The organism is Halobacterium sp. NMX12-1 (assembly GCF_040435975.1).
In the GTDB taxonomy this organism is placed as follows: domain Archaea; phylum Halobacteriota; class Halobacteria; order Halobacteriales; family Halobacteriaceae; genus Halobacterium; species Halobacterium hubeiense.
Genome location: NZ_CP159206.1, coordinates 25,208 through 47,840 on the forward strand (window position 1 = coordinate 25,208; position 22,633 = coordinate 47,840).

Annotated in this window: 10 protein-coding genes; 1 reads left to right on the forward strand and 9 read right to left on the reverse strand. The window is 57.5% G+C overall.

All coding sequences use genetic code 11. From position 1 onward, the window contains the following. Window positions 1–36 precede the first annotated feature (36 nt). The 5 genes from ABSL23_RS16920 to pglX form a co-directional block, all read right to left on the reverse strand. Window positions 37–2,943 (reverse strand): helicase-related protein, encoded by a 2,907-nt coding sequence (locus ABSL23_RS16920; protein WP_353635625.1) that lies wholly within the window; start codon window positions 2,941–2,943, stop codon window positions 37–39. Next, a complete protein-coding gene (locus ABSL23_RS16925) occupies window positions 2,940–3,332 on the reverse strand; it encodes a group I intron-associated PD-(D/E)XK endonuclease (RefSeq protein ID WP_353635626.1) in 393 nt (130 codons plus the stop codon). Before ABSL23_RS16925 ends, ABSL23_RS16920 begins: the two co-directional genes overlap by 4 nt. Window positions 3,333–3,491: 159 nt before the next feature. After that, window positions 3,492–5,657, reverse strand: coding sequence for a BREX-5 system phosphatase PglZ (pglZ, locus tag ABSL23_RS16930; protein ID WP_353635627.1), 2,166 nt, complete (start codon window positions 5,655–5,657; stop codon window positions 3,492–3,494). Window positions 5,658–5,659: 2 nt separating this feature from the next. Continuing rightward, the gene (locus ABSL23_RS16935) at window positions 5,660–6,202 is read right to left on the reverse strand and encodes a hypothetical protein (RefSeq protein ID WP_353635628.1); all 543 of its coding nucleotides are present in this window, start codon (window positions 6,200–6,202) and stop codon (window positions 5,660–5,662) included. Next, window positions 6,202–10,527, reverse strand: a complete 4,326-nt coding sequence (gene pglX / locus ABSL23_RS16940) for a BREX-5 system adenine-specific DNA-methyltransferase PglX (RefSeq protein ID WP_353635629.1) — start codon at window positions 10,525–10,527, stop codon at window positions 6,202–6,204. Before pglX ends, ABSL23_RS16935 begins: the two co-directional genes overlap by 1 nt. Before the next feature lie 152 nt (window positions 10,528–10,679). Here pglX and ABSL23_RS16945 point away from each other — a divergent pair, with 152 nt between their 5' ends. Then, entirely contained in the window at window positions 10,680–13,145 is a 2,466-nt protein-coding gene (locus ABSL23_RS16945) for a hypothetical protein (protein ID WP_353635630.1), read from the forward strand. A gap of 391 nt (window positions 13,146–13,536) precedes the next feature. Here ABSL23_RS16945 and ABSL23_RS16950 read toward each other — a convergent pair whose 3' ends face one another. From ABSL23_RS16950 to ABSL23_RS16965, 4 genes are read right to left on the reverse strand one after another with little or no spacing between them, the layout of a single operon-like run. Beyond that, entirely contained in the window at window positions 13,537–17,370 is a 3,834-nt protein-coding gene (locus tag ABSL23_RS16950; RefSeq protein ID WP_353635631.1) for a hypothetical protein, read from the reverse strand. Next, window positions 17,367–17,987 (reverse strand): BREX protein BrxB domain-containing protein, encoded by a 621-nt coding sequence (locus tag ABSL23_RS16955; protein WP_353635632.1) that lies wholly within the window; start codon window positions 17,985–17,987, stop codon window positions 17,367–17,369. The genes ABSL23_RS16950 and ABSL23_RS16955 overlap by 4 nt, the downstream gene beginning before the upstream one ends. Beyond that, complete coding sequence (locus ABSL23_RS16960; protein WP_353635633.1) at window positions 17,984–21,730, reverse strand: hypothetical protein; 3,747 nt, start codon at window positions 21,728–21,730, stop codon at window positions 17,984–17,986. The genes ABSL23_RS16955 and ABSL23_RS16960 overlap by 4 nt, the downstream gene beginning before the upstream one ends. Beyond that, window positions 21,730–22,566 (reverse strand): BrxA family protein, encoded by an 837-nt coding sequence (locus tag ABSL23_RS16965; RefSeq protein ID WP_353635634.1) that lies wholly within the window; start codon window positions 22,564–22,566, stop codon window positions 21,730–21,732. Before ABSL23_RS16965 ends, ABSL23_RS16960 begins: the two co-directional genes overlap by 1 nt. Window positions 22,567–22,633: the final 67 nt, after the last annotated feature.

The following is a 22,633-nucleotide window of genomic DNA, read 5'->3' on the forward strand; positions in this document are numbered from 1 at the left end:
CGGCAGCGAAGCACTCCCGCCCAGCTCTGGAATCGATTAGACCGGGAGAGCAAAGCAAACGTTCTCCACCTCTGGCGCAAGTGAGATGACTCGAGCCTTCCGCTGCAATTCTTGGCGCCGGTCTTCGATACGCTGCTCAAGTTTGTTGAGCCGTTCTTGTTGACCACGGATCGCGATATCCATATTTGACCCAGCCTCTGCTTTCCGCTCATAGTTCTCGATGAACTCCTCGATTCGCTGGCGTTCAGCCTCCGCATACTCCTCGAGGTCATCCAGTTCTTGCTGGGTCTCCTCTCGGCGGCGCTCGTGTAGTTCTTCCCGCAAAGACGTGACCTGCTGGCTGATGTACCGGTCCGCAGCTTCTCGCAGCTGATCCTGACTCTGTATCAGCGATCGTACCCGGTCAGCGTCGGGCGACCCTTTGATACTATCACCCTGAACAACGCGCTGACCCATCCGCTGCCGGGGGTCATGATGGCGGGCATCGACATACACAGGGATCATATCTTCCCGAATGACCTCGCCCGTCCCATCCTCGAACGTTACACGGTAGTTGTACGCAATCCCCGGTTCGTCGACGAACGGGAGGAGCTTTAGCCCAACATCGCCCTGCTCACCATCCAGGATTTGTTGCATAAGCCGCTGGACCAGATCATCATCGGGTGAGACGTAGTCGATACCATCGTGGTCCATCGCGAAGTCTCGGCTGAAGGTGAATGGCCCGTACTCCTCGTCCGGCCCTTGCCGTAGGGAGCGTGGCAGCTGTGCCCTGTAGAGATTGCTCCCGGCTTTCTCGACGTCGCCACCGAGCGCCTCGACGCCGCGTTCGACGAACTCGTGGATGTCGGCCTCCGTCCCGTAGACGTCCTCGGACTCGTCCATCACCTCCTGAATCTTCTCCCGGCTCTCCTGGTCAAACGTGCTCGTGTCGATGAGGCTGCGTTCGTACCACTCCTGGAGCGTGCGTTGACGCTCGTCGATGAGCTCCTCGAGTTCCTCCTTGGTTGCACTCGCCGGTTCGTCGTTCTGGATGGACTCCATGATGAGCGAGTCGACGTTGATGTCGTCGAGCATCCCCAACACGTCCGCCGTGTTGCCGAGTTTGCCGCGGATGTTCTCGACCTTGTTCTGGAGCATGTCGAAGATCTCCCCCTCGCGAGTGTCCTCGAACGTGAAGTTCCAGACCTTGACCTCCTTGTCCTGGCCGTAGCGGTGGAGCCGGCCGATGCGCTGCTCCAGGCGGTTCGGGTTCCACGGCAGCTCGTAGTTCACCATGATGTGGCAACTGTGCTGGAGGTCAATCCCCTCGCTCGCTGCGTCGGTCGCAAATAGCAGCCTGGACTGGCCGTGGTTGAACTCCTCCTCGATGCGGGCGCGTTCCTCCTTGTCGACGTCACCGTGGATGACGAGGATCTCGTCGGCCCAGGGTTCGTCCTTCACAAGGTCGAGGAGGTAGTCCAGCGTGTCCCGATACTCGGTGAACAGCAGGAGTTTCTCGTCGGGTTGCTCTTCCAGCAGCTGCTGGATGTAGCGGCGGACCTTCTGGGCCTTCGAGTCGACGGAGATGCCCTCGGCGAGTGAGACAAGGTCGCGGAGCGTTTCGATCTCCTCTTCGAGTTGCGCATCGCTCTCGGTCACGGTCAGCGCCGAGAGTTCCTCCTCAGCTCGTTGTTTGTCCTCTTCGTCGAGGTCCTCGCCGTCGAGATACGCGGAGGCCTCTTCCGAGAGACTGGTGGAGGTCGACTGTTCATCGACGAGGTCGCCCAACCGACGGCTCAGCGTCGCTTGGATGGCACCGATACTGCTGACAAGACGTTTCTGCATCAGCGCCATGGCGAACCCGACCGCTGGCTCGTTCAGCTTCTCGGAGCGGTTATAGACGTTCTGGACGTAGTCAGTAACGGCCCGATAGAACTGCCGCTCGTCGTGGGTCATCTCCACGGGAACGGTGTTGACCTCACGGTCGGGGAAGATGCGCTCGCCGTCATCGTCGTACAGCGTTTGCTTCCCGCGACGAATCATCACGCGGTCGACGGCCTCCTTCGAGAGGTCTTGGTCCTCAGCGACGAGGAAGGGATCGATGTACTCGACAAGCGAGCGGAACGCCTCGCCCTTGCCGTCGTGTGGGGTCGCGCTGAGGAGCAGCAAGGAGTCAGAGTTACCGGCGACCCGTTCGACCATCTTCGACGTCTTACTGGGGGACTCACCCCGTTTGGCGGCTTTGTGTGCCTCATCGACTATCACGACGTCCCAGAACGCTTCCTCGAGGGCCGGCTGGAACTCGTCCTGTCGGAGGAAGGCCTGACTCGTGACCATCTGTTGGTGGTCTTGGTCCCAGATGTTGGCCTCCTCGCCGAGTCGGCGGCGTTCGCCCTCGACCCACTGCCGGTCGGCCGGTGTGAGGTCGATGTCGAAGAAGCGGTCCATATCCCGAATCCACTTCTTCTGGAGGTGGGCGGGAACGACGAACAAGACGCGGTCAGCGCGGTTGCGGGCGGTGAGCTCTTTGAGGATGAGGCCGGCTTCGATGGTCTTCCCGAGGCCGACGTCGTCGGCGATGAGCGCACGTTGGCGCAGCTTCTGCATCACCCAGTTGACCGCGGCGAGCTGGTAGGGTTCGAGACGGACGAGTGAGTTCGAGATGCTCAGTAGCTGTCCCTGCTCGTGGGCGATCTGAAGCTGAAGGGCTTGCGAACGTAGGTCGAACCACTCGGCCGAGACCGATTCGTGGTCGGGATGTAGCTGTTCGGCTGACGCCGAGCGCAGTTCCCCAATCTGATCGCGTTTGGGTTCGACCTCGACGTCGTCGATACAGACGGTTTTCACGCCGGCCTCTTCGACGTAGGCCCGGAGATAGTCGAGGTCGCCGACGGAGTATGTTTTGATGACCTCGGCCGAAGTACCATTCAGACGTATCGAGTCGCCAGAATTTAACGAATTCATTGCCCCTCTACTGGGTCAGATGACGACTTCTCGTTCTGTTCTTCCGTCTCTGCATCTGTCATATATCGACGAAATGCTCGTTCGAACGTATAGTCCTCGAGTAGGTTTGCCACGCTCGCGTTATGGTCGGATAATTCTGCTCTGTCTTTTGTATTTATCCTGAAATTGTTGCTCCCGACTTCGTCGAAAGCAACGTAGAATACCTTGTCCCTCTCAACGATATACCCGGCAAAAATATCGACCTGCCCTTCCTGATACTGTTCTGTGAACAGCCGATATTTCCAGGGTTCCTCGTTGTTTTGGTTCGCTTTCTTGACCTGTACTCGGAGGAGTTCGTCGTCTTTGTCAGCAACGAGGTCGTATTTGTACAACCCGTGGGTGTAGGACACTCGACATCCTTGTCGGACAAGATGGGCTGCGACAGCGAGTTCGGCTTCTTCACCGTCGACGTGACCCGTATTACGGTTCATATCTACGCTCGTCTCCGAACAACCGATTGTGTTGTGGGGGCAGTATCATAGTTCACAGTTCCTTCAGACATACTGGTGTTACTCTTGGGTGATCGTGACGAAGTTGAGCACGAACTCCTGTGGGAGCACCCCACCGTGGTAGAAGCGAGCATCGGGGAGTCCCTGATTGCGGAAGCGCTGGATCGGATCAGCGAGGACACTGATTTTCGTGTCGTCGTCGAGGTAGCCGAGGTGTGCGTTCTCGTCGAGGAGAACGCCAGGTGCATCTTTGTCGATGTCTGTTCCGGCCACCCAACGACGCGTCACTTGCTCCGCCTCGTCCGGTGGATAGATGCCATCAAGATCGATGCTCTGGGGAAGGGAGACGAAGCCGTGGTCGGCGAGGATGTACGCGCGGTCCCACTCCCCTTGGTCGAGCTTCTCACAGATGATGTCCGAGATTTTCTCCATGCGATCGCTGAATAGCGCCTCGAAGTCGGTCAGCTCCTCTTCACCGGCCTTGTCGAGGTCGTTCCAGTAGTACGCGACGCGGGTGTTGCTCCATCCCGAGGCGTCGTCCTCGCTCTGCATGATGTAACTCCAGCCATCGTCCTTCAGCATCTTCTCGCGCTGGTAGTTCGTGATCTCGCGGCCGTTGCGTTCCGGAACGAGTTCCCCGTCGTCGAGTTCGATGTTGAAGCTGAACTTGCTCCCGGGTGTGAGTGCTGCCTTCCCAAACTCAGTATCCGAGGGGAGCGTTCCGACCCAAGCAGTCTCGTCGACTTCGAGGCCGGGGAGCTCACGACGGACGGATTCCGCCAGTTCGTGAGCGAGGTCGAAACGCAGCGCGTCGACGATGAACAGCGCAACGCTCTGGCCACTCTGGAGGTGTTCTTGCTCCTGGTCGAAGAACTGGTGGGCGTAGTTTTCGCCGACGAACGGTGAGCCTGCCTCGATCTGGTCGACGACCAGGTCGCCAAGGTCGCTGAGGTAGTCGAGGTAGCGTGACTTAGTCAGCGACGTGCGCAGGTCATCGAGACTCGCCGTCGCGGGATGCTCCTCGGGGAGACCGTGCTCGGGCTCGCCCGAGATGATGAGGTTGAACACGGCGTTGTCGATTTGCCAAGTCCCATCATCAACGTCACCGTAGAGGTCGACGACGTCAGTCGTATCGCCGCGCTCTTCCCATGTTTCGAGTTCGTGTGCGAGCTTGGCAACCTCGACAGCTTGGTTCCAGACGCTCGTCCACGGGACGTCACCGTAGGTCGTTTCGAGACGCTGGTAGCGTGTGGCCGCTCGGGTCGAACACGTCTCGTACTCCCCGTCGTGGAACGCTTGCAGCCACTCGTTCCACAGCTCGTGTTCAAGCGAGGCGTCGACGGGACAGTCGGCCAGTTCCCACGGATCATCGTAGGATCGAAGAATGTCGTGCCAGAACTGTGCGTCCGGATCAAGGTACACATACGCCAGCTCTTCGGCCCGTTCTGGGTCGACTTTGCTCAGTAGCGACTGGAGTTCAGGTCGGGAGATCCCGAGTCCCGAACTGGACTCGGGTCGGTATTCGGCGTCGAGGAGCGACTTGTCGAGTCCTTCTTCGACGAGCCATTCGCCGACGGCCCAGCGCCGCGTACGTGTCACGAGCACGTCCTCGTCGGTGACGCCGTCGACGGCCGCGACGCCGTTGTCGACTAACAGATCGCGAATCTGTAGCAGATCGCCGGTCTCGTCGGGGAGATTGTCGGCGCCGTGTTCGAGAACGAACTGAACCGGGTCCTCGTGGCCATCGAGGACGATCTTCGTCTGGAGGCCCTGGAGCGTTGGGAGGCCACCCTCGCCGTTGAGTTCCTGGAAGAGCGTCTTGGCGACCTGTTCGCGGTCGCCTTCGCCGACGTCTTCGTAGGCCGTGCGGATCGAAGCGGCCTGGATGCGGTCGTTCTCGAAGCAGCGTGCGGCGAGCTTTCCGATGTGCGCTTCGACGACGCCGCCGGTGTTCTCGACATCTTTGAACCAGTCTACGTCGTCGCTATGGGCCTGTGGTACGTACCAGACGGTTCGGTCGCGGGGCGCGTCGGCGCGTAGCTCGAGTGGCGTCTCTTCGGATGTATGGAACTCCCAGCCCAGCGAGTGGCTCACGCTCTCGACAACGTCGCGAAGGTAGCCACCGTCGTCCCACCAGAGCACGACCGGATCCTCGTCGGCCGCCTCGTCGATGGCAGTCTCGATGGCGTCTTCAGCGCACTGTGGGAGGGTCTTCGTCGCGGGCATGGTTATTGGGCAGCTTTCTGCTTCACGGCTTCAAGTAGTTCCTCGCGCGTGTCAGTACCAATTCGGGCGACACCAACACGCTGGTAGGTGAGGAAAGTACAGCCCTTCCCCTCCAGCTCTTCAAAGTCAAGCCCCTCGAGCGAACTTCGAGCCGCGCCGAGACACCAGATTGACTCTGGCTTGGCTGTCTCGACGAGTTCGTCCCATACCTGCTCAACTGTCTCTTGAAAAACGTCAGTTGACAGAAGGATTACCATTACCTCTGCGTCGGCCGCGGCATCAAGGAGTTCGGCTCTCGCTTGTTCAGCCATCCCGTCCCCTCCGACAGAATTCTGTTCGCTTGCGTATACAGCTGACATCCTTTCTTCGCCTCTGGCGACGCCATATTCTTTCGACAGAATGTGCAGGCGAGTATCTGCGAACTCTGCAAGCTCGTCGTCTAGGCCGGCGACCATTTCAAAGAGTCCTCCGTAATACTCCTTGACCGACTGATCGCGATCCTCACCCGTCGTATTCGATTCTTCTGCGAAGATATGCGCCTGCATCAGATCACCTGATTGTCGACTGTTTCTGGTACGATTTCAGCCTCGACGAGCGGTGTAATGTTGATTACGACGCCATGCTTCCGGTTTGGTTGGTAACCGGCCGTCGTAATCTCTGAGAGTGCACGGTCAGTCCAGTCCGAAGGAACGCGCTTTTCGATCGTCTGGCAGCGGTCGTCGATCTCTTTGGCTAACGCCTTGAATTCGGCGAGCGGCGGCAGGTCCTCGATGTCATCCACGCCCTCGTCGTCGGCGACTGCTTTGAGGTACTCCTCGTCAACGATAGAGACGTCATCAAGCCCCATCGCCAACGAAGCGAGACGACGTTCGTCTTCGGAGAGGTGGTCGTGGGGTTGTCCGCTCTCGTTAAGCAGGTCGGAACCTTCGCGCTCAAAGTAGTAGGTCATGAATAGGATGCCTGAACTGGAGTAGTGGTCCGAGCCCTTGAGTCGCCAGTTGAAGTAATCGAACAGGTCGGCCAGGTGTGCTTCTACGGGCTCGTGGGTCGGATTGGCGTATGCTTCACAGGCATCCTCGAGTTCCGTAAGCGCATCGAGCCACTCGTCGCGCCTCTCGTCGACGCTTTCCCAGAATGTCTCCGAAAAAGTGTTCTTGAACCACGCTGAGTCCTTGCGCTCGTGCAGTTCCGCGAGCTTGTCTACGCGCTCCCGAGTCTCCTCGCGGAACGCGGCGACTTTCGGTGCCAGGTTCTCGACGAGCGCGCGATCCGTTTCGTCGAACTCGCGTTCGTCGACGCTCCCGAGATCCTGCACGACGTCTTCGAAGACGGAGATTTGATCGAGCCCACTCGCACAGCGCTCGTACTGCTCGGCTGCCTCGGCTTGCTCGCTGGCGGACAGCGACTCGTCACTTCGGCGGCGGTTCGCGGCGCTCCGCTGCTCCCGGAGTTCGCCTTTCCGCGGTTCGAGATACTGGTTCGAGAGACGGTCGAACAGCCCGGAATCAAGGCTGTGGTAGTCAACGAAGCACGCGAATCCTTCGCCAGTAGAGTCGGCGAGCAGACGTTCAGTTGTGAGCTTCCAGATGATAGGCGTGTTCTCCATCCGGCTCACGTGGTAGTCAAACAAGTCGTCCTCAATCCACGCCCGGAGGTTAGGATAGGATTCTTGGGTGGCCGATTCGGTGCCGAGGATCTCGTCGACCTCGATAAGGCGGTCCGCGGCGTGCTCACCGTATGCGTCCTCGAAGTGTTCGACAACTCGGTCGAGCATGTCCACCTGGTCGTCGACATCGTGTAATGGGACAATACCGTCGTCTTCCTCTCGCACGGCCTCCATTGCGAAGTGGTGGACGAGGTCCTTGACCTGTTCGTCGACATTCTCGGGAATCTCGGGGACCGATTCTGGGTCGGGAACTTCGCGGTCTTCTGGGTCTTCAGAAGTTCTGAGGAATATTTCTTGGCGGATCTGTCTGCGAATCGGTTTTGGAATGTCGAGTGCGTCATAGACGGTTTGGTTGATCTCAGCAGATTTTTCCTCTAATTTCCGTCTAATCTCGATTTCGTGTTTTGCTACCTTCCGGGAGGCATCCTGAATTGAGGATGATGGTTGGACCTCACACAGACCACTGGGTAGCGCTTGGCGATCAACTGCGAACTGGTGGGAATACTGAAACCCTTCTTTGACGTTGCTCGGGGCAATCGATGGAGCGACGTAGTAGGGGCTGATGGGGTTGTTCGTTCGTTCAGCCAGTTTTAATTCATACTGGCTCTCAACGATGTCTTCGACGCTTTCGGCTCTCTCTAGTCTGCTGTCCCATGGCAGTCTTCCAACATCTCCTGGGTTCCATTCCCGATCAGGAGTCATCGAAAGCATGAGAAAATGATATATATCTGAATTAAAAGCACCCACAATCTTTGTTGAAGATATTTCGTCCGAAAACAACATCGGGCTTTTTTGATCAAATATTCCCCCACCTGGAAGATGTCCGAACCGTCTCCCCGTCTCTTTAATATTGGTCCATGTAGAACCCTCTCTGAGATAATGTTGCGTGTTCTGGAACCTCGATCCACTTGACCGGCGGATTTCTTCCCCGAAAGAATCAAAAAGGATCTCGTCGTCAACAGTTGGGACAATCCAAGCGTTCTCACCTCCCTTCGCAAGTGGCCGGAAGGCGTCCATATCTGCGACCTCCCACTGCTTTCTAACGAAGCGAGTATTGTTGCCGGAAATTATTCCCTGTGCGACAGTCCCTATTCCATTACCGTCTATCTTTGCTGCGTCAGGGTCAACTTTCAACTCAGTATCGTGAATATCTCGAACGATATCGGGTGTGTAGTAGCTTAGCGGTGACCAAGGAATTCGTTCAAATTCACTAAGAGGGACGTTGTAGACTCGCTCAACATCATCGACATCCTGGGTACCCAAAATGTCGGTCAGGAACGTTTCTTCTTTCTCACTACCGTCTTTATCGCTGAGCCGAAGGAACGTAGACTCGGCACTATCAGGAGTGCTTTGGCCCGATCGAATTACCGTTCCCACCGTCCGGACTGTCGCGTTGTCTAGAACGCCGATCCCGTACTCAGCCAAGAAGTCGAAACTACCGAGTTCCCCGATGAAGTCTTGTCTGAAATCGGTGAATGTCCGCTTGAACATGAACGTCCGCGGAACCAGCATTCCAATCCGACCGTTCTCTCTGGAGAGAGACTGGCACACTTCAAAGAAGTTGATATAAAATTCTGGCCGGTATCGGTAGTTACTCTCGACGTACTCTTTTACAGTGGGCGGCATTCGGTTGCCAGAACCATACGGCGGATTCATCAGTGCCACGTCGTAGTCCTGGGCCAGTATGTCCAGCAGCCGCACGAAACTCCGCAGGTCCTGGGCCAAAAAGGAGTCCGACTCGCGGTGCTCCTCCACAGCCACCCGTAGACTGTGCAACACCTGTCCGAGCGTATGGCTCTCGCGGGGGTCGTCGCCGAGGGTCAGCTGGGTGCCGCCGATGTCGGCGTCGTCTTCGAACAGGTCGCCGAGGGTGCCACGCACGTCGAGCAAACTACCCAGACCGTGGACCTCTTCGAAGGCGTCGAGGATGCGCTCGAGCGCCTGCTTGACCTCGGGATCGTCGCCGGCAACTTCGTCGAACACTGCTTCGACGCCTTCGATCTCCGCGATCGACGCGTCAGCACAGACGATGCCCACCTCCGGCATGTCGAAGCCATCGGCGCCCTCGGCTTCGGCCCGGGTGCGACCCTTGAGGTAGAGATTGAACGCCGCGAGCTGGCAGGCCCGCATGTCCAGATCGACGCCGTAGAGGTTGTGCTGCAGAATCTTTCGGGGAATCTGCTCGGTGGGGAGGTCTGTTTCGGCGCGCCAGATACGTTCGAGCACGTCGAAGGCGTAGAGGAGGAAGTGGCCACTGCCACATGCCGGGTCGATGACCCGCAGCTCCCGAGGGTGGTCGAAGTCGGTCGGCTCGCCCGCTTCCTCACTCGGAACGAGGTAGGTACAGAAGTCGGCGATGTCGGGCGACTCGTCCGGCGAGAGTGGGCGGTTCTTACGCTCTTCGGGGGCGAATGAATCCTGGGCGTCGACGACATCCTGCAGCTCCCCGGTGTGTTCGAGGTAGAGCTTCCCGAGAGAGTTGTCGGTGAGCATCCGGACGACCCAGTGGGGAGTGTAGAACTGGTTCGCCGGCGGGACGTCCTCGGGTTCGAGCCCTTCGCGGTCGCCCTTGCGACGTAGATCGTCGAGAAGTTTGACGTTGTAGTATTCGTAGACCCAGCCGAGCACGTCGTCAGCCCGCCAGACTTCGTCGTCAACGCTGTCGAGCTTCCCGCAGAGTTCCTCGAAGGTGTCGTCGTCAGGATTGATGAGGCTGTACGCCGATGAACGATCGAACAGGATCTCGATTTCCTCAGCGAGATCGTCACAGGCGTTGTGATACGCCTCCAGAATTGCCTCGTCCTCCAACAGGAACTCCTCATGGACGAGTGTCTCGGCGGCGGGCGTCAGGCCGTTATCCTTGAAGACGGTGACCTCCTCGTCGATGAACCCCCGCACTTCCATACAGCGAAGCGCGGCCAGACGATTGACGATCGTGTAACCCACGCCAGTCACGTACTGATTGAAGGCTTCCGACCAAGTTTCGCCGTCGACGGCCTCGAGTTCGATCGCCTCTACGAGTTGCTGGGTGTCCTCGTCCAGCGAGTCGACGTCCTCGGGCTCGTCGTCGAGACCGTTCTGCGTGAGCTGGAACTCGACGTTGTCCTCGACGCGCTCGCGCATCTCGGTGACGACGTCCTCGAGGTGTTCACGCTCTTCCTTGTCCAGTTGGGCCTTCCGCTGGGAGAGAGAATCGCTTGCCATGTGGAAACTCGGGATAGGAACCAGAAGGCGTAGGGGATACTTGAAGATTGGCAAGAAGTTACATCAGAAATCCGCTGTGGCTCGATCTTCGTCTTCTTTACTTCCACTATGGTTCCGGTACGTATTTTCCGATGCGGAAGTATGGTTCGGCCATGAGTAGCGAGGCTCCGCCGGATCTAACCCCACTCCAACGCTCAATTGTTCACGCAAGCGCTAGTTCTCCCGACGCATCTTCTGCCACAATTGCCTCCCACGTCGATAGCTCTGCCTCGTACGTAATAGAGATTCAGAACGAATATGCGGAATTGATTGCCCATCTTGCTGACCTATCCGACCTGTCCTATCTTCCCTCATTTGCACACCCCTATTCAATCATTCTTCCCGAGCCTTTGATCGATGAATACCAATTTGAAGTTGGTGACGTGGTCGAATTGACGTTCGATGTAGAGGGGCGGGAAGAGACGACGTTCGGCATGGTTGCTCCTTTCGAGGACAGCATGGTTGGCCGCTCATCCCCTGAGATGCAAGCACGTGTCTACGGGAGTTACTTCTCGCTCGGAGATATCCAAGACGAAACTCCGGAGTTCGACCAGTTTGACTGCGTCGATGAGAATAAGGCGGAACTCTCTACCAGCGACGATTTTCTTTCATATCTCCATTCTCTAAAACGCCAGCTCGATACGCAAATTGACTCGGGTGTGCAGATGCTCATCGGCGTAGGGATACTGGAAATCGTTCACGGTGAACGTGATCCGAGCAATCTCATTTCATCCCCGTATTTCATCCTCGAAAAAGACCGGTTCCCCCGGTATCTCGCTAATAATGGTCCCGAGTTAATTGATGCGCACAAATATGTCGGCCATATTGATGAGCCCGATGACGTGTATTTCACTTATTACGGAGAGGACCTGCAGCCATCGCAAATCGAGTCGCTTCGTGAGACCATTCTCGACGTCAAATGTTTCAAATCCACGTGGAACTATTCGATTCCAGGGTACCGAGCCGCCGTTGGCCCGACGACGACTGATCCAACTGGAGAAGTGATCCGGCTCACCGAGGAATCGCTCCATATTGTCGAAGGAAAGGAGCGGAATATACAGTTTCTCGAAGCCGATGGGACGCCGACGACAGGACTCACAGCAGACAGAATCCACGACGCAATTCTCGATGCAAATCCAACGTTCGAATCACTGGTATCTCACACCAGGTACTCCGGCGAAGCAGACGGATTTCCGTTGCGACGTGATGGCGATCAGATTTTCATCCTCTTCGATCAGGTAACCCTCGTTCTGACGGCGAACGGAGATCACCTCTCATGGGTATCCCCTACCGGGATCGACCACGTGGAGACGATTATCGAGGCTGTTAATGGTATGATTGAGGGGCAGCTTGATGTCGAGGATTCCAGAGTACAACCTGCTGACGTCCAACAGCCTCAGCGGATCCAGCAGGATGACTGGACGTTCGATACGAACTCACTGTATCACGATCACACTGATGATACCCCTACGAGCATCCTGAATACGATATTCTCACATCGGTTTTTCCACGACAGCACGATCCACGTCCCGTGGGCAGTGCTATTCGAAATGAACAAACACCCGGATGCGGGCAGCGCTACAGCGGCAACGAATGAGCAAGGGTTCGAAAATATGTCTATCTTGTCGTTGCTGGATACGCTCGACTATCTGGAGATCGAAGTTCAGACACCACCCGAAGAAATCACGGTTGATTTAGCAAACGGTGACGTTGCCGATATGCACGTTCTTGCCTATTCTAATCAGCAGGACGCAACCCTGGTGACCGGGGACGAGTCACTTGCTGATCTTGCCCGACTCTCGGATACACCCTCTTTCAATATTGCTCAGCTAGATGGTTTGTCCTCTGGTGTCGACGATGAATCCTCGTTTGAAGATATTTTTGAGCTGATCGGGTCAGAACTCGTTACCCACGCTGAAATCGTTGCGGAAATAGACGAACTGCTGGATACTGACACTGCTGCACCTATCGCGGAGTCCGGGACGACCTCGACAAGGGATGCTAATTCCGTCCTCGAATCTTGGGTTTCGAACGATGAAGTTCTACCGTATGTCCGATCTACCGATAGTGAACGATGCTATGCGCATAGTCAGAGCATTACCCTCGTTCCGACAAAAGCGGTGATCGACGACCTCCCCCAGTATCTCGATAGCTCAGACGATTTCCTCACTGACGAATTCCTCAATCCCGTCGCCGATGATGTTCTTTCGCTGGCTCACAGCGAATTACCAAGCGTCACGCTCGTCGTTCCTGCTGAGTATATCGTTGAAAATTCGGTTTCAAAATCTGCTCCGGGTGATTTCAGCAGGAAACTCCTGAACATCTCTCATGCAGAGAACGTCGAATATGAAACTCAACCCGCCGTACGCGCGGCTGCGTCATCGTCCCTCCAAGCCCTTCTTCAAAATAACGTGGAGAACGGAGAAGACGCTTTACTGTCTTGGCACGATTACGTAGCACTATGTCTCACTACGGCTTTAGAGTCGGCGTATTTGTTACTCCCTGATTCTAATGGCGAGACATGGAAGTTCACAGAACTCCTCGGCGTTGACACTGTTACGCTCTCACAAAATAGCTAATAGAGTACTTCAGAGAAAGCCGCCAAAAGACAGTCTATTCGGCGAACTCAACGGTGACGGTTTCACCATCTGCGGTCTCGTACGTGAGCACAGCACCGTTGAGCTGCTCTAGGTTCATACTTTGGTCCCCGTCGGACTCGGTAGTTGCGCTCATCTCAGGTATCAATTTGGCGGTCAAGATAAAAAAGTATTGGCTCGCTTCCGGACAGACGATAATTGAATACTTCCTTGAGCAGACAGCACCGTGGTTCTTCCTAATTCAGACTGCAGTCTTTTTCGGGTTTCGTACTCCCCCAATAGCTAGGGTATCAAGCCTATATCCGTCATTTAATACGTGTCTCTTCTTGCTGATCACTCGGACTGGATATACGTCGGAATTGTTGACGGTGTCTCAGTCCTCTATAACTACGATACTCCCGTCATCTAGCTCGTCCAACGTCTCGTTCACGGCCCTCTTTCGACCAAGAACAGTATTCGCGTCCGAAAGGAGTTCGGTCACACGATTCTCGCTTGGCCGACTTTCGGCATCAACAGCTGACGTAACTTCATCGGTCACGTCGGCGTTCGGAAGCTCTTGGCGTAGCTCTTCGGCGACCATCTGAAGTTCGGCCCACGCATCGTCGTCCGCACCTGGCGGCCTCGGGTCTTTTGCACGCTCGATGAGCTGGCGCACACGTCGCTCCGAGGGTGGACGTGAAGCCGCGAGCGTAGTCTCGACGGACTCTGTCGTCGGTGACTCTGGGTGGTCCTCGCGCAGCTCTTCGCCTGCTTCCCGTAGCTGCGACCAGAGAGCCGAACCGTCAGAGTCGTCGAGGAGGTCGCGAACCTGCTCGTACGTCTCGGCCTGTTGGACGACAGCGGAGTCGACGACATCACCTTCCGACAGTTCCTCGCCAGCCCACACAGCTTCGAGCACGTCCTCCAGGTCGCCAAGCACGACATCGTCGAACTCATCAGTAGCACCATCGACGATCCCTCGAACGTCGTCCTCGTTCGACCGTAGCCACGCGTTCAGATCGGCACAGATAGCTTCCGGGTCAGAGTCAGCGACGGTCTCACCCGTGATCCGCCGGTACTGAGCCGACGTTTCGTCGACGCGATGTCCCTTCGCGTCCTCAAGCCGTGACTCGACCGTCGAAACGCTGGGAACTGTATCGCCTTCCGCTGTCGCTCGCATACTGGCAGTGATCGACGCGTTCGGATAGAGCGAGGTCATCGTGTCGAGCTCGTCGCTGAAGCGTTCCCAGAGTGTCGTCCCGTCTTCGCTGACGCCGAAGAGTTCACGAGCGTTCGCGAAGGTTTTCGCCTCCTCGAGTACCGTTTCGAGGTCATCCTCACTTCCGAGGTCGGACGTGGAAAGCTCGTCCCCGCCGAGGGCTGGGGCGACCGTTCCCTCGAAGGCGCTGAGCGGCACATCGAACTCACGGCTGGCGCCTTTCAGCGTCCGCTTGACAGTCGCACTGTTCTCGTTGACCCACTGGCCGAGCTCGCCCAGCCACTCGTCTGGTCCGTCACCCGACGGCTGTTCGCCGAGTACCGTCGAAACGAGCTTTCGCACAGTCTTCGGGTCGATAATCTCGACGCCGAAGCGGATCTGGAGTGAGGTTAGTCCCCCTTTGGTCCGCACTTGTCGGCCGATGGAGGCGGGATCAGACACGTACTCGGTATCCTGTTTGAGCGCGACTGACTCGTTGGAGGTCGCAAGTGTGATGAGCAGCGCCGCGATCGACTCCTGTGGCGTCCCGCGGTAGTCCCCGTTGGCAGTCTGTGTTTGTTGCAGCAGTGTCTCGACGTCGACGGATTTCTGTGCCTCGTACGTCTCGATGAACTCGCGACACCAGCCCGTATCGGCGACCTCCGCGTTGGCGGTGTCGACACCAAGCATCGCGGCGTCCGCGTCCGAAAGGGGCCAGTCACCGCTCCCGCGGAAGAACTTCGCCATCGCCTTTGCGTCGTCGACCTCAACGAGCGGCCGCGAGAGCGTCTTTCGAGACGATCCGAAGACAGCGTTGACCTGGTCTTCGACGACGCTGTCAAGCACGCTCGAGCGCGCCCCACGGTGTTCGTGTACCGTGTACACCGACGCGTCTTCGAGTATCTCCGTCACCGATGATTCGAGGCGGCGTTTGTCGGCACGGTGTTCGCGTTCGAGTTCCTCGTGGGATTCGGTCTCCTCGTCCAACACTTGACCCATCCCGATGACGTTCCGGATTCGCTCCAGCATCGTCTCCGGGACATCGACGGTGATCAGGATGTGTTCGCCACCATCGCGACCGTTGTTCACGTCCTGCCACGTCTCGGTCTGCTCCGAGACAGTATCGTTATCATCGGCCAGCACACGAACGCGAAGCGCGTCGTACTCGGGTGACGGCGCTCGGTCGACCGGTTCGAGGATGGAGTACTCGTACCGTAGTGGGACGAGGCGCTCGTCGCCGACATCGACCTCGTGGCGGCTGCCGTCACTCCTGAAGAACGCGTCGTTCTCCCGCAGCCGCGTTTCCACCCACGCCGACAGTTGATGCGGCGAGATCTTCGCGGCCTTATCCTGCGCCCGACTGAGGATGCTCTCCTGTTCCTCGGAGACGAGCGTGTACACCTCGTCGCCTTGGTCGTTCGTCTCGGTGAGAGCCTTCTGCTTGTCGACGAGCGTCTCCAGTCCCGATTCGGTTCGCTCGACGACGTCGTCGACAGACGCCGTGACGTCGTCGACCATCAACCGGCCGAGGTTCTCTGGGGTCGATGGGACAGCTGGCGTCTGGTTCAGAAGGTAGAGTCCTTTCGCGAGGCGGACTTCCCACGCATCCTCGTCACCGTCGAACGTCGGGACGAGCGTGTTGTCGATTATCTCCTGGACCCACAGCGGGAGGTACGTGGTTTCCTCGACCAACAGGTCGAACAGAACGTCCCACGTGACGAGCGAGCCCTCCTCCTTCGACGCCCATCCGAACTTCGTGAACAGCGACCGAACGAGGACGAGCAGTGCTCGACCCTGAATGTAGTCGCGATCGGTCGACCGGCCCTGCGTGATGAGTTCCTGCATCACCGCCCGCAGGAGCGACAGGTCGTACTCGCGGAACGGATAGGACTCGACTGGGTCCGGATCCGCGCTCGTCACCGACGAGTACGCGTCGAGTGAGAGATCGGGCATTGACGCCAGCAGTGACTCGACACGTTCGCGTCCCTCGGGGTCGGACTTCTGGAGCCACCGCTTCCGGACGATGATCTCGGTGTCTGCACCTTCGAGCGGAACCTGCTGGTGTGTCCAATGATCTTCGGGCGGCTCACCGATGAGGCTCTCCCGTGTATCCGGGAGGGAGTACTGCCCGGTGGTGACCACGACCGGGTTCGGCCCACGCTGCAGTGCCTCCATTGTGTCCTCGAACTCACGATAGCGATGGCGACTGTCGCCGACGAAGAGCGCCACCTCGTCTAAGCCAAGCAGTAATTCGGTTCGTTTGCTGCCGTTGTTGAGGGCCTCCGTTGCAGTCTCGACCCGTGAGACGAGGTCCTCGGGATCGAATTCTTCTGGGTCAACATCCGCTTCTGCGGTCTCGATGGAGGCTTTCACGCCCGAGCGACTGTTGAGTTCCGTCCCGGATGTCTCTGCCATCGCCGGTAATGCCTCGTAGAGCCAGCTGCGGAGGGACGCCCGTTCGGCGAGTACGTCGTCGAATGTCTTCCCGTCGTGCTCGAATCCTTGGAGGGCTTCCCAGACCCCATCGTACTCCATGTCTAGTGTCCAGGCCCACTCGAGCAGCCAGTTCGGGTCGGTCGGGTATCCGAGATCCCGACCAATTGCCTCGAAGATGAGGAACGGTAGCGGCGGCTCTTTCGACGCATCGCGGTCAAGCAAGTTGAGGAAAACTGGCTTGAGGCGGTCGACGTGAGAGTCTGTGATTGACTGCTGGAGTTCGTCGAACCCGGGCCACTGTTCGGCTAGTCGATCACCCAGGTAGGCGAACTCGGATTCGTCGTCGGCAAGGAGGCCGACCAGCTTCAGGAGGTGGGTCTTCCCCGACCCGAACGTCGCGTGGATGTAGAGGAACCGCGCGGCCTCACCGGGATGGGTCTGGATAGCTTCGCCGAGCGTTTCGAGGACCTGCTCGGCACTGTCGGTTTCGTAGAACTCTCTCACGTCGGTCTCGGCTCGCTCGCGAGCGTTGACTTTCTGTACTTCTTCGAGTTGTCGCGTCGGATCACTGTGGAAGAGGTCGTCGATAGTCATTGGAGATGCACCCCCTGGATCTGGCCGTCGATCTGGTGGGCGGGGTAGTAATGGCGTGATTCACCGCCGAAGAAGCTCAGCTTCCCGCCGACGACGTCCCCCGGGAATGGGATTCCGATGGTGGACTTTACGTTCCGACGGTCAAGCTCGTCCAGCAGTTCCGAGGCACGCGTGAACGGATACAGACTGCCGAGATTGAGCAAGAGTACCACATGGCTCTGGGTCTCCAGCTGGGCTTCGCTGAGCTCGTGTTCGATCATTTGCTGAACGAGTTCTTCGGCGAGCCGGTCTTGCATTGTATCCTCGATACGCTCACCTGGCGACGTATCGCCCTCGAGTTCAGCCAGGGGTTCGCCCAGGTCGACGAGGAGTTTGTACACATCAGTCTGTGGCAGGAGTTCGTCAAGCCAGATCGGCTGCACGGTTACGTTGTCAGGGATCTCTGGAGCTTCCATCCGCCCGTCGGACCAGGTCGCGAGCCGGTCTGCGACCCGATGCTCGACTGCTGGGTCGACAGCAGCGATGACGAACGGGTTACGAATCCCGTGTTGCCCTTGAGCGAATGTCCGTAGTTTCTCCTTGAATTCACGATACGGCGACGAACTCGTCTGGCTCATCGAATAATCACCCCTTCGTCAGTCTCCTCGATCTCAAGATCTTGCTGTTCCACGAGACGCTCCAGCCGACGATTCAGTTTCTGCCGATCGTCAGGAACGATGCCAATTTGATCGACGTCGTCCGGCGTTCGATTCCCAACGATCGACGACAGTTCATCGAGCCGGCCATCCAACTCAGCCGGGCTGTACTCGATAGTTTCAGCGAGCGGCTCTAACTGCGCCACATCGTCTGTTACCTCGACGATATCGTCTGAATCAGCATCGGTAGACAACACCGTGATCGCGCTCTCGATGGTTTCGTACCACTGCTGGAGGTGGCGCATCGGCGTGATGTATTCGCCCTCGAAGGCGATGTGGACACCCGCTGGAAGATCGGTAGCCGGGAGGACCCATGGATGCTCCTCAATACGGCTGACTAGTTCACGCAGCCCTCGTTCGTCAACGAACGCGTTCCACGACCTCTCAAGTTCGGGCGCGAGGTCGGGAACTAATTCTTCAGAGAGCGTACTCCACCCGTCGGTTGTCCACCACTCTCCATCGAACGATGAGACAGCAGATGAGCGGGACTCGATGGACGATTGAGCGTCCTCGTCAACCCAGTTGAACTGGCAGTTGTGAATCGTTAGTACCGCATCAAGCTGTTGTAGCGTCGAAAGACGCCGGTTCCAGACGTCGGTTACCTCTTCGACCCACTCTTGGGCCTCGTTGGTCCCGTCGATAACATTCTCGATACCGTCGTCTTGTGACTTGACGGTTGAGATGCGATTTTCGGTAATATTGATTCGTTCCGCCAGCTCATCAGCAAACGCATTGAGTAAGCTAGCGACTTCGTCGGTTCGCACGTCGGTGTCGACGACTAGCGTGACGTCTTCGCGAAGTCCGGTCAACTTCGAGCGAATCTGCTGGTTGGCTTCTTGGAGGTGGATGAGACCATCCGCGACCGTTTCAGTCGTCTTCTTGAATCCACCCTCTTCCAGCAGCTTGCTCAAGTTTGTGCGTGGAAGGAGTTTCAACCTCGTCGTCGAGAGGCTGTCGAGATCAAGGACGGCTTCGTCTTCCAGCGTGTTTCCGTCTTCGTCGATTGGTAGTAGTCTCCCTTCCCGACAGAATCCCCAGATGATCGCACAGAGAGCAGGCCGGGCCTCGTCGTAGAATGGCTTCTCCTCAACGATCCCGTCGAGAACGGTGTTCATATTGAGTCCTTCGTCGCGGCCTTTCAGCTGCCGGCCGGTGAGGGACATTACGTTTCGTTGAATCGTCTGTTTACCTTGCCCACTATTATGGTTCGACGAGGGGACTTGGATTGTTCGCGCCCAGGGCGGGAGCGGTGCATCGCTGTCGAGTTCGCGTAGTTCTCGCAGCCGACTTTCGTCGACTTGGAGCATCATCGGGTGGAAGTCGTCGGGATAGGCGACGTCGACAGTGGCCTGTATCGCCTTCGAGAGACCACCGATGTCCGTCCGATCTTTCACGGTATAGGAGCCACTCATCATTGCGCTCGTTAGCTTACTTCGGACGGCGTTGGCACGCTGTTCGAGGTCACGCTCGACGGCGGGTGGGGCGTCACGCGTCGCAATTGCGTCGCGAAGTGCCCACCACTCAATCATTCGTTTGCGAAGGTCTTGGAGACCATCCGTGTCGATCTCCCAATAGAGCGTGTCCTCGTCGGCTTGCTCTGGTTCTATATCTGGGCGGACGCCCTGCACAGAGACGTCGATGTCCAGACCTCCCTCGGCTTCAATACTGCTCTCGAAGGTTGTCCCGTCGAGTCCAAAGTGGTACGAAACCGGATACTCGTCACCGGACTCACCGTACGGGACTGACTCTGGTAGCGATAGGTCCTGAGTGATGCGATTCCAGAGATGTTCGTCCAAGGTGTCGACGACGTCGTCCCAGTCGGGGTCGGCTTCATTCTCCTCGGTCTCGTCGTAGATGAGGCGTTCTTCCTGGGTCGCGAACCGATAGCGAGGCCCACTTTCGTCTTGCGTCGGTCGAATGAACTTCTGCAGTCGATCCAGTGATTCCTCGACCCGATTGGTCGTGCTAATCCACGATTGGCCGTTCAGGTCGTCCATGACGGCGACCGCGATATTCCCCTCGTTCAGGGGAACGATTTCGTGGACGTGCTGGAGCAGGAGTACGGCCTTCGCAACGTCGAGGTCGAACTCTTGAAGCTCACTTTCGTCGTCGGCTACCTCGTCAGCGATGCCGGTCGTCTCTTCGGCGCCCTCGACGACCCGCATATCCTGCGGTAAGATCTCACGGAGTTCAGGCTCAATCAACTCGAAGAAGTCGACCAGCGAGACGATCTGGTCTTCCTTGCCCTCGTCGACCCAGTCGCCCAGCAACCCGTGCATGAGCGCGAGGATGGCTCGTGCAGTCCCCGAAAAGATGGACTTTGCCGGGTCGTTCGCCTCCCGACGGAGGTTGAATAGGATTTCGAGGAACAGCGGCGCGTGATACGGAAGGAACGGGTAGAACTCCACGAGTTCCTCATCATCAATCGCATCGAGTGCCGGCTTGGTGTTCTGTTTAATTTCGTTGTAAACGAGCGACTCAGCCGGTTTCACGTCGGCGTCGTCAAGGACTCGCCGAACCGCGTCCTCGCCCGTCTCTGACTTCTGGAACAGCCGGCGTTTGGCGATGTCTCCGACGTGCTTGCTCGGGAGCTGATACCGGTGCGGGAACCGGTCTTTGACGATACTGAAATCGGCCCCGTGGGCCGCGAACTTGGGTTGGACGTCTTCGATTTTTGCCTGCGCCGTCGCGACGAGCTGAATGTCGCCGTCTCCGATGTCGTCGACGTTTTCCGCGAGTGTCTGTAGTTCGGTGAGCCGCTCGAAGTCGGTCCCAATGAAGAGGCTCACCTCGTCGAGCAGGAGGACGAGCTTGACCGGTTGCTCAAGCTCCGCTTCACGTTCCTGGCGCAGTGTTTCCAGTCGACTGACAACCTCTTCTGGGTCAATATCCGAGGGTTGGAGATCGGTGTAGCCATCGCGTGTCCCCGTGACACCCTCGAACAGCTTTGGAAGCACAACATCGGACAGCGCACTGTACTCCTGGACGTCGGTCCAGAGACCGTCAGTTCCCCACTCGTATCGCGGTTGATCCGGCGTCACTCCCTCGACGACAGATGCAGCTCGATTCTCTCGTTCCGGCCAGGCGTCGGTCGTTTGATACCAGTCTTCGAAGTATGCGACGTCAAGCTGGGAGGACAGTCCAGTCGATACCCCGTTATTGACGCCCGTGAGAATCGGATTCTGGTGGGCGTGCCGGAGAACGATTTCACTAAAGCTGCGTTGCTTCTGACCCTGATACTTCAGCAGGTTCACTGAGACAGGGATGACGTGATATTCGGAATGAACGGATTCCCACTGGGTTCGGAGCGTATCGAGGTCCCCACTCGCTGACGCATCCGGGACGAGGTTACTCCAAACCTCGTCGGAGCGGTCCTGGAGCCACTGAGTATCCATCAGCCCATCCAGAACTGTGAGGAGGTGGCTCTTTCCGCTCCCGTAGTACCCGTAGAGCCAGTAGTTCGACCCTGTACGCATATCTTCTGCTTCGCCGAGCAGTCGTTTGACGAAGTCTTCGAGGAAGCGCTGGGAGTCAGCCGTAACGTGATATGACTCAATGGCTTGTTTCCGGTGCCGTTTCTCGTCTGCAGATTGGTCCTCGCGGTCGATGCGTACCGATTCCTCGAAGTCCTCCGGTAAGTCTTCAAACCATGTTGCGTCGACCATTATTCAACTCCCCCACTCGTAATCGATGAGTACGGCTCGTCGGTCGGCCGCAGTTGGAGGCTTCCATGGAGCTCGACAAACTCCCACGCTTCCGTCTCTGCTGCCCGATTGTAGAGTTCCTCCCAACGGGCGCTCGGCTGGAATAGGTACTGGAGCCCAGTTGGTGATTCGAACCACTCTTCGTCGCCTTCCTCAGACGAGTAGCCCATTGCGACGAGGAGTGGCGTATCTCCTAGTGATGGTGGATCACCGACGACCGTTTGCTGATTCTCTAGGACGCCGATCTCGCGCATAACTGACCGCAGTCCTTCGCACCATCTCTCTGTCGTTGAGTCCGCATAGTCGAACGGTGTCTCGTCAGTGTATTCGAACTGGTTCAGAATAGATGTGAGTGTCTCGTTAGAGAAGTCAAGAGGCTCGGGAAAGTCCTCAGCAAGGCGTCGGGCATATTCGTGGACGGCATATCGAACGAGCGCGTCATCGGCGACCAGATAGAGGTAGAGCACTTGGGCTTTGTCTCGCGATGACGAACAGGTATCCAAAACGGCGGGAAGTTCACTTGGATTAGGGAGGGTGGCAGGTGCGTTTTTGAATCGTGATGAGAGAACGCGGTATATCTTCTGGGAACTCCCCTTCGTACTGCGGTTCGCACGTCGTTCCTCAAACCAGATATCCTTGACCTGGTTCCAGTTTCCGTGTTCACGGTACAACCGAGCGATCTCTTCTGCTCGATCAGGTAGGAGGCCGCACATGGTCAAATCCATGTTGACCTCTTCGGGAGAGAATGTGCGGGAAAGAGACGGCGGTCCGTTATCGCCGTCCGGTAGAGTGTTCATACGATGGTGGAGTCAACCAACCCACTTTACTATTTGTCATTGTTGGATATTCACTCCGCGTTAGTCA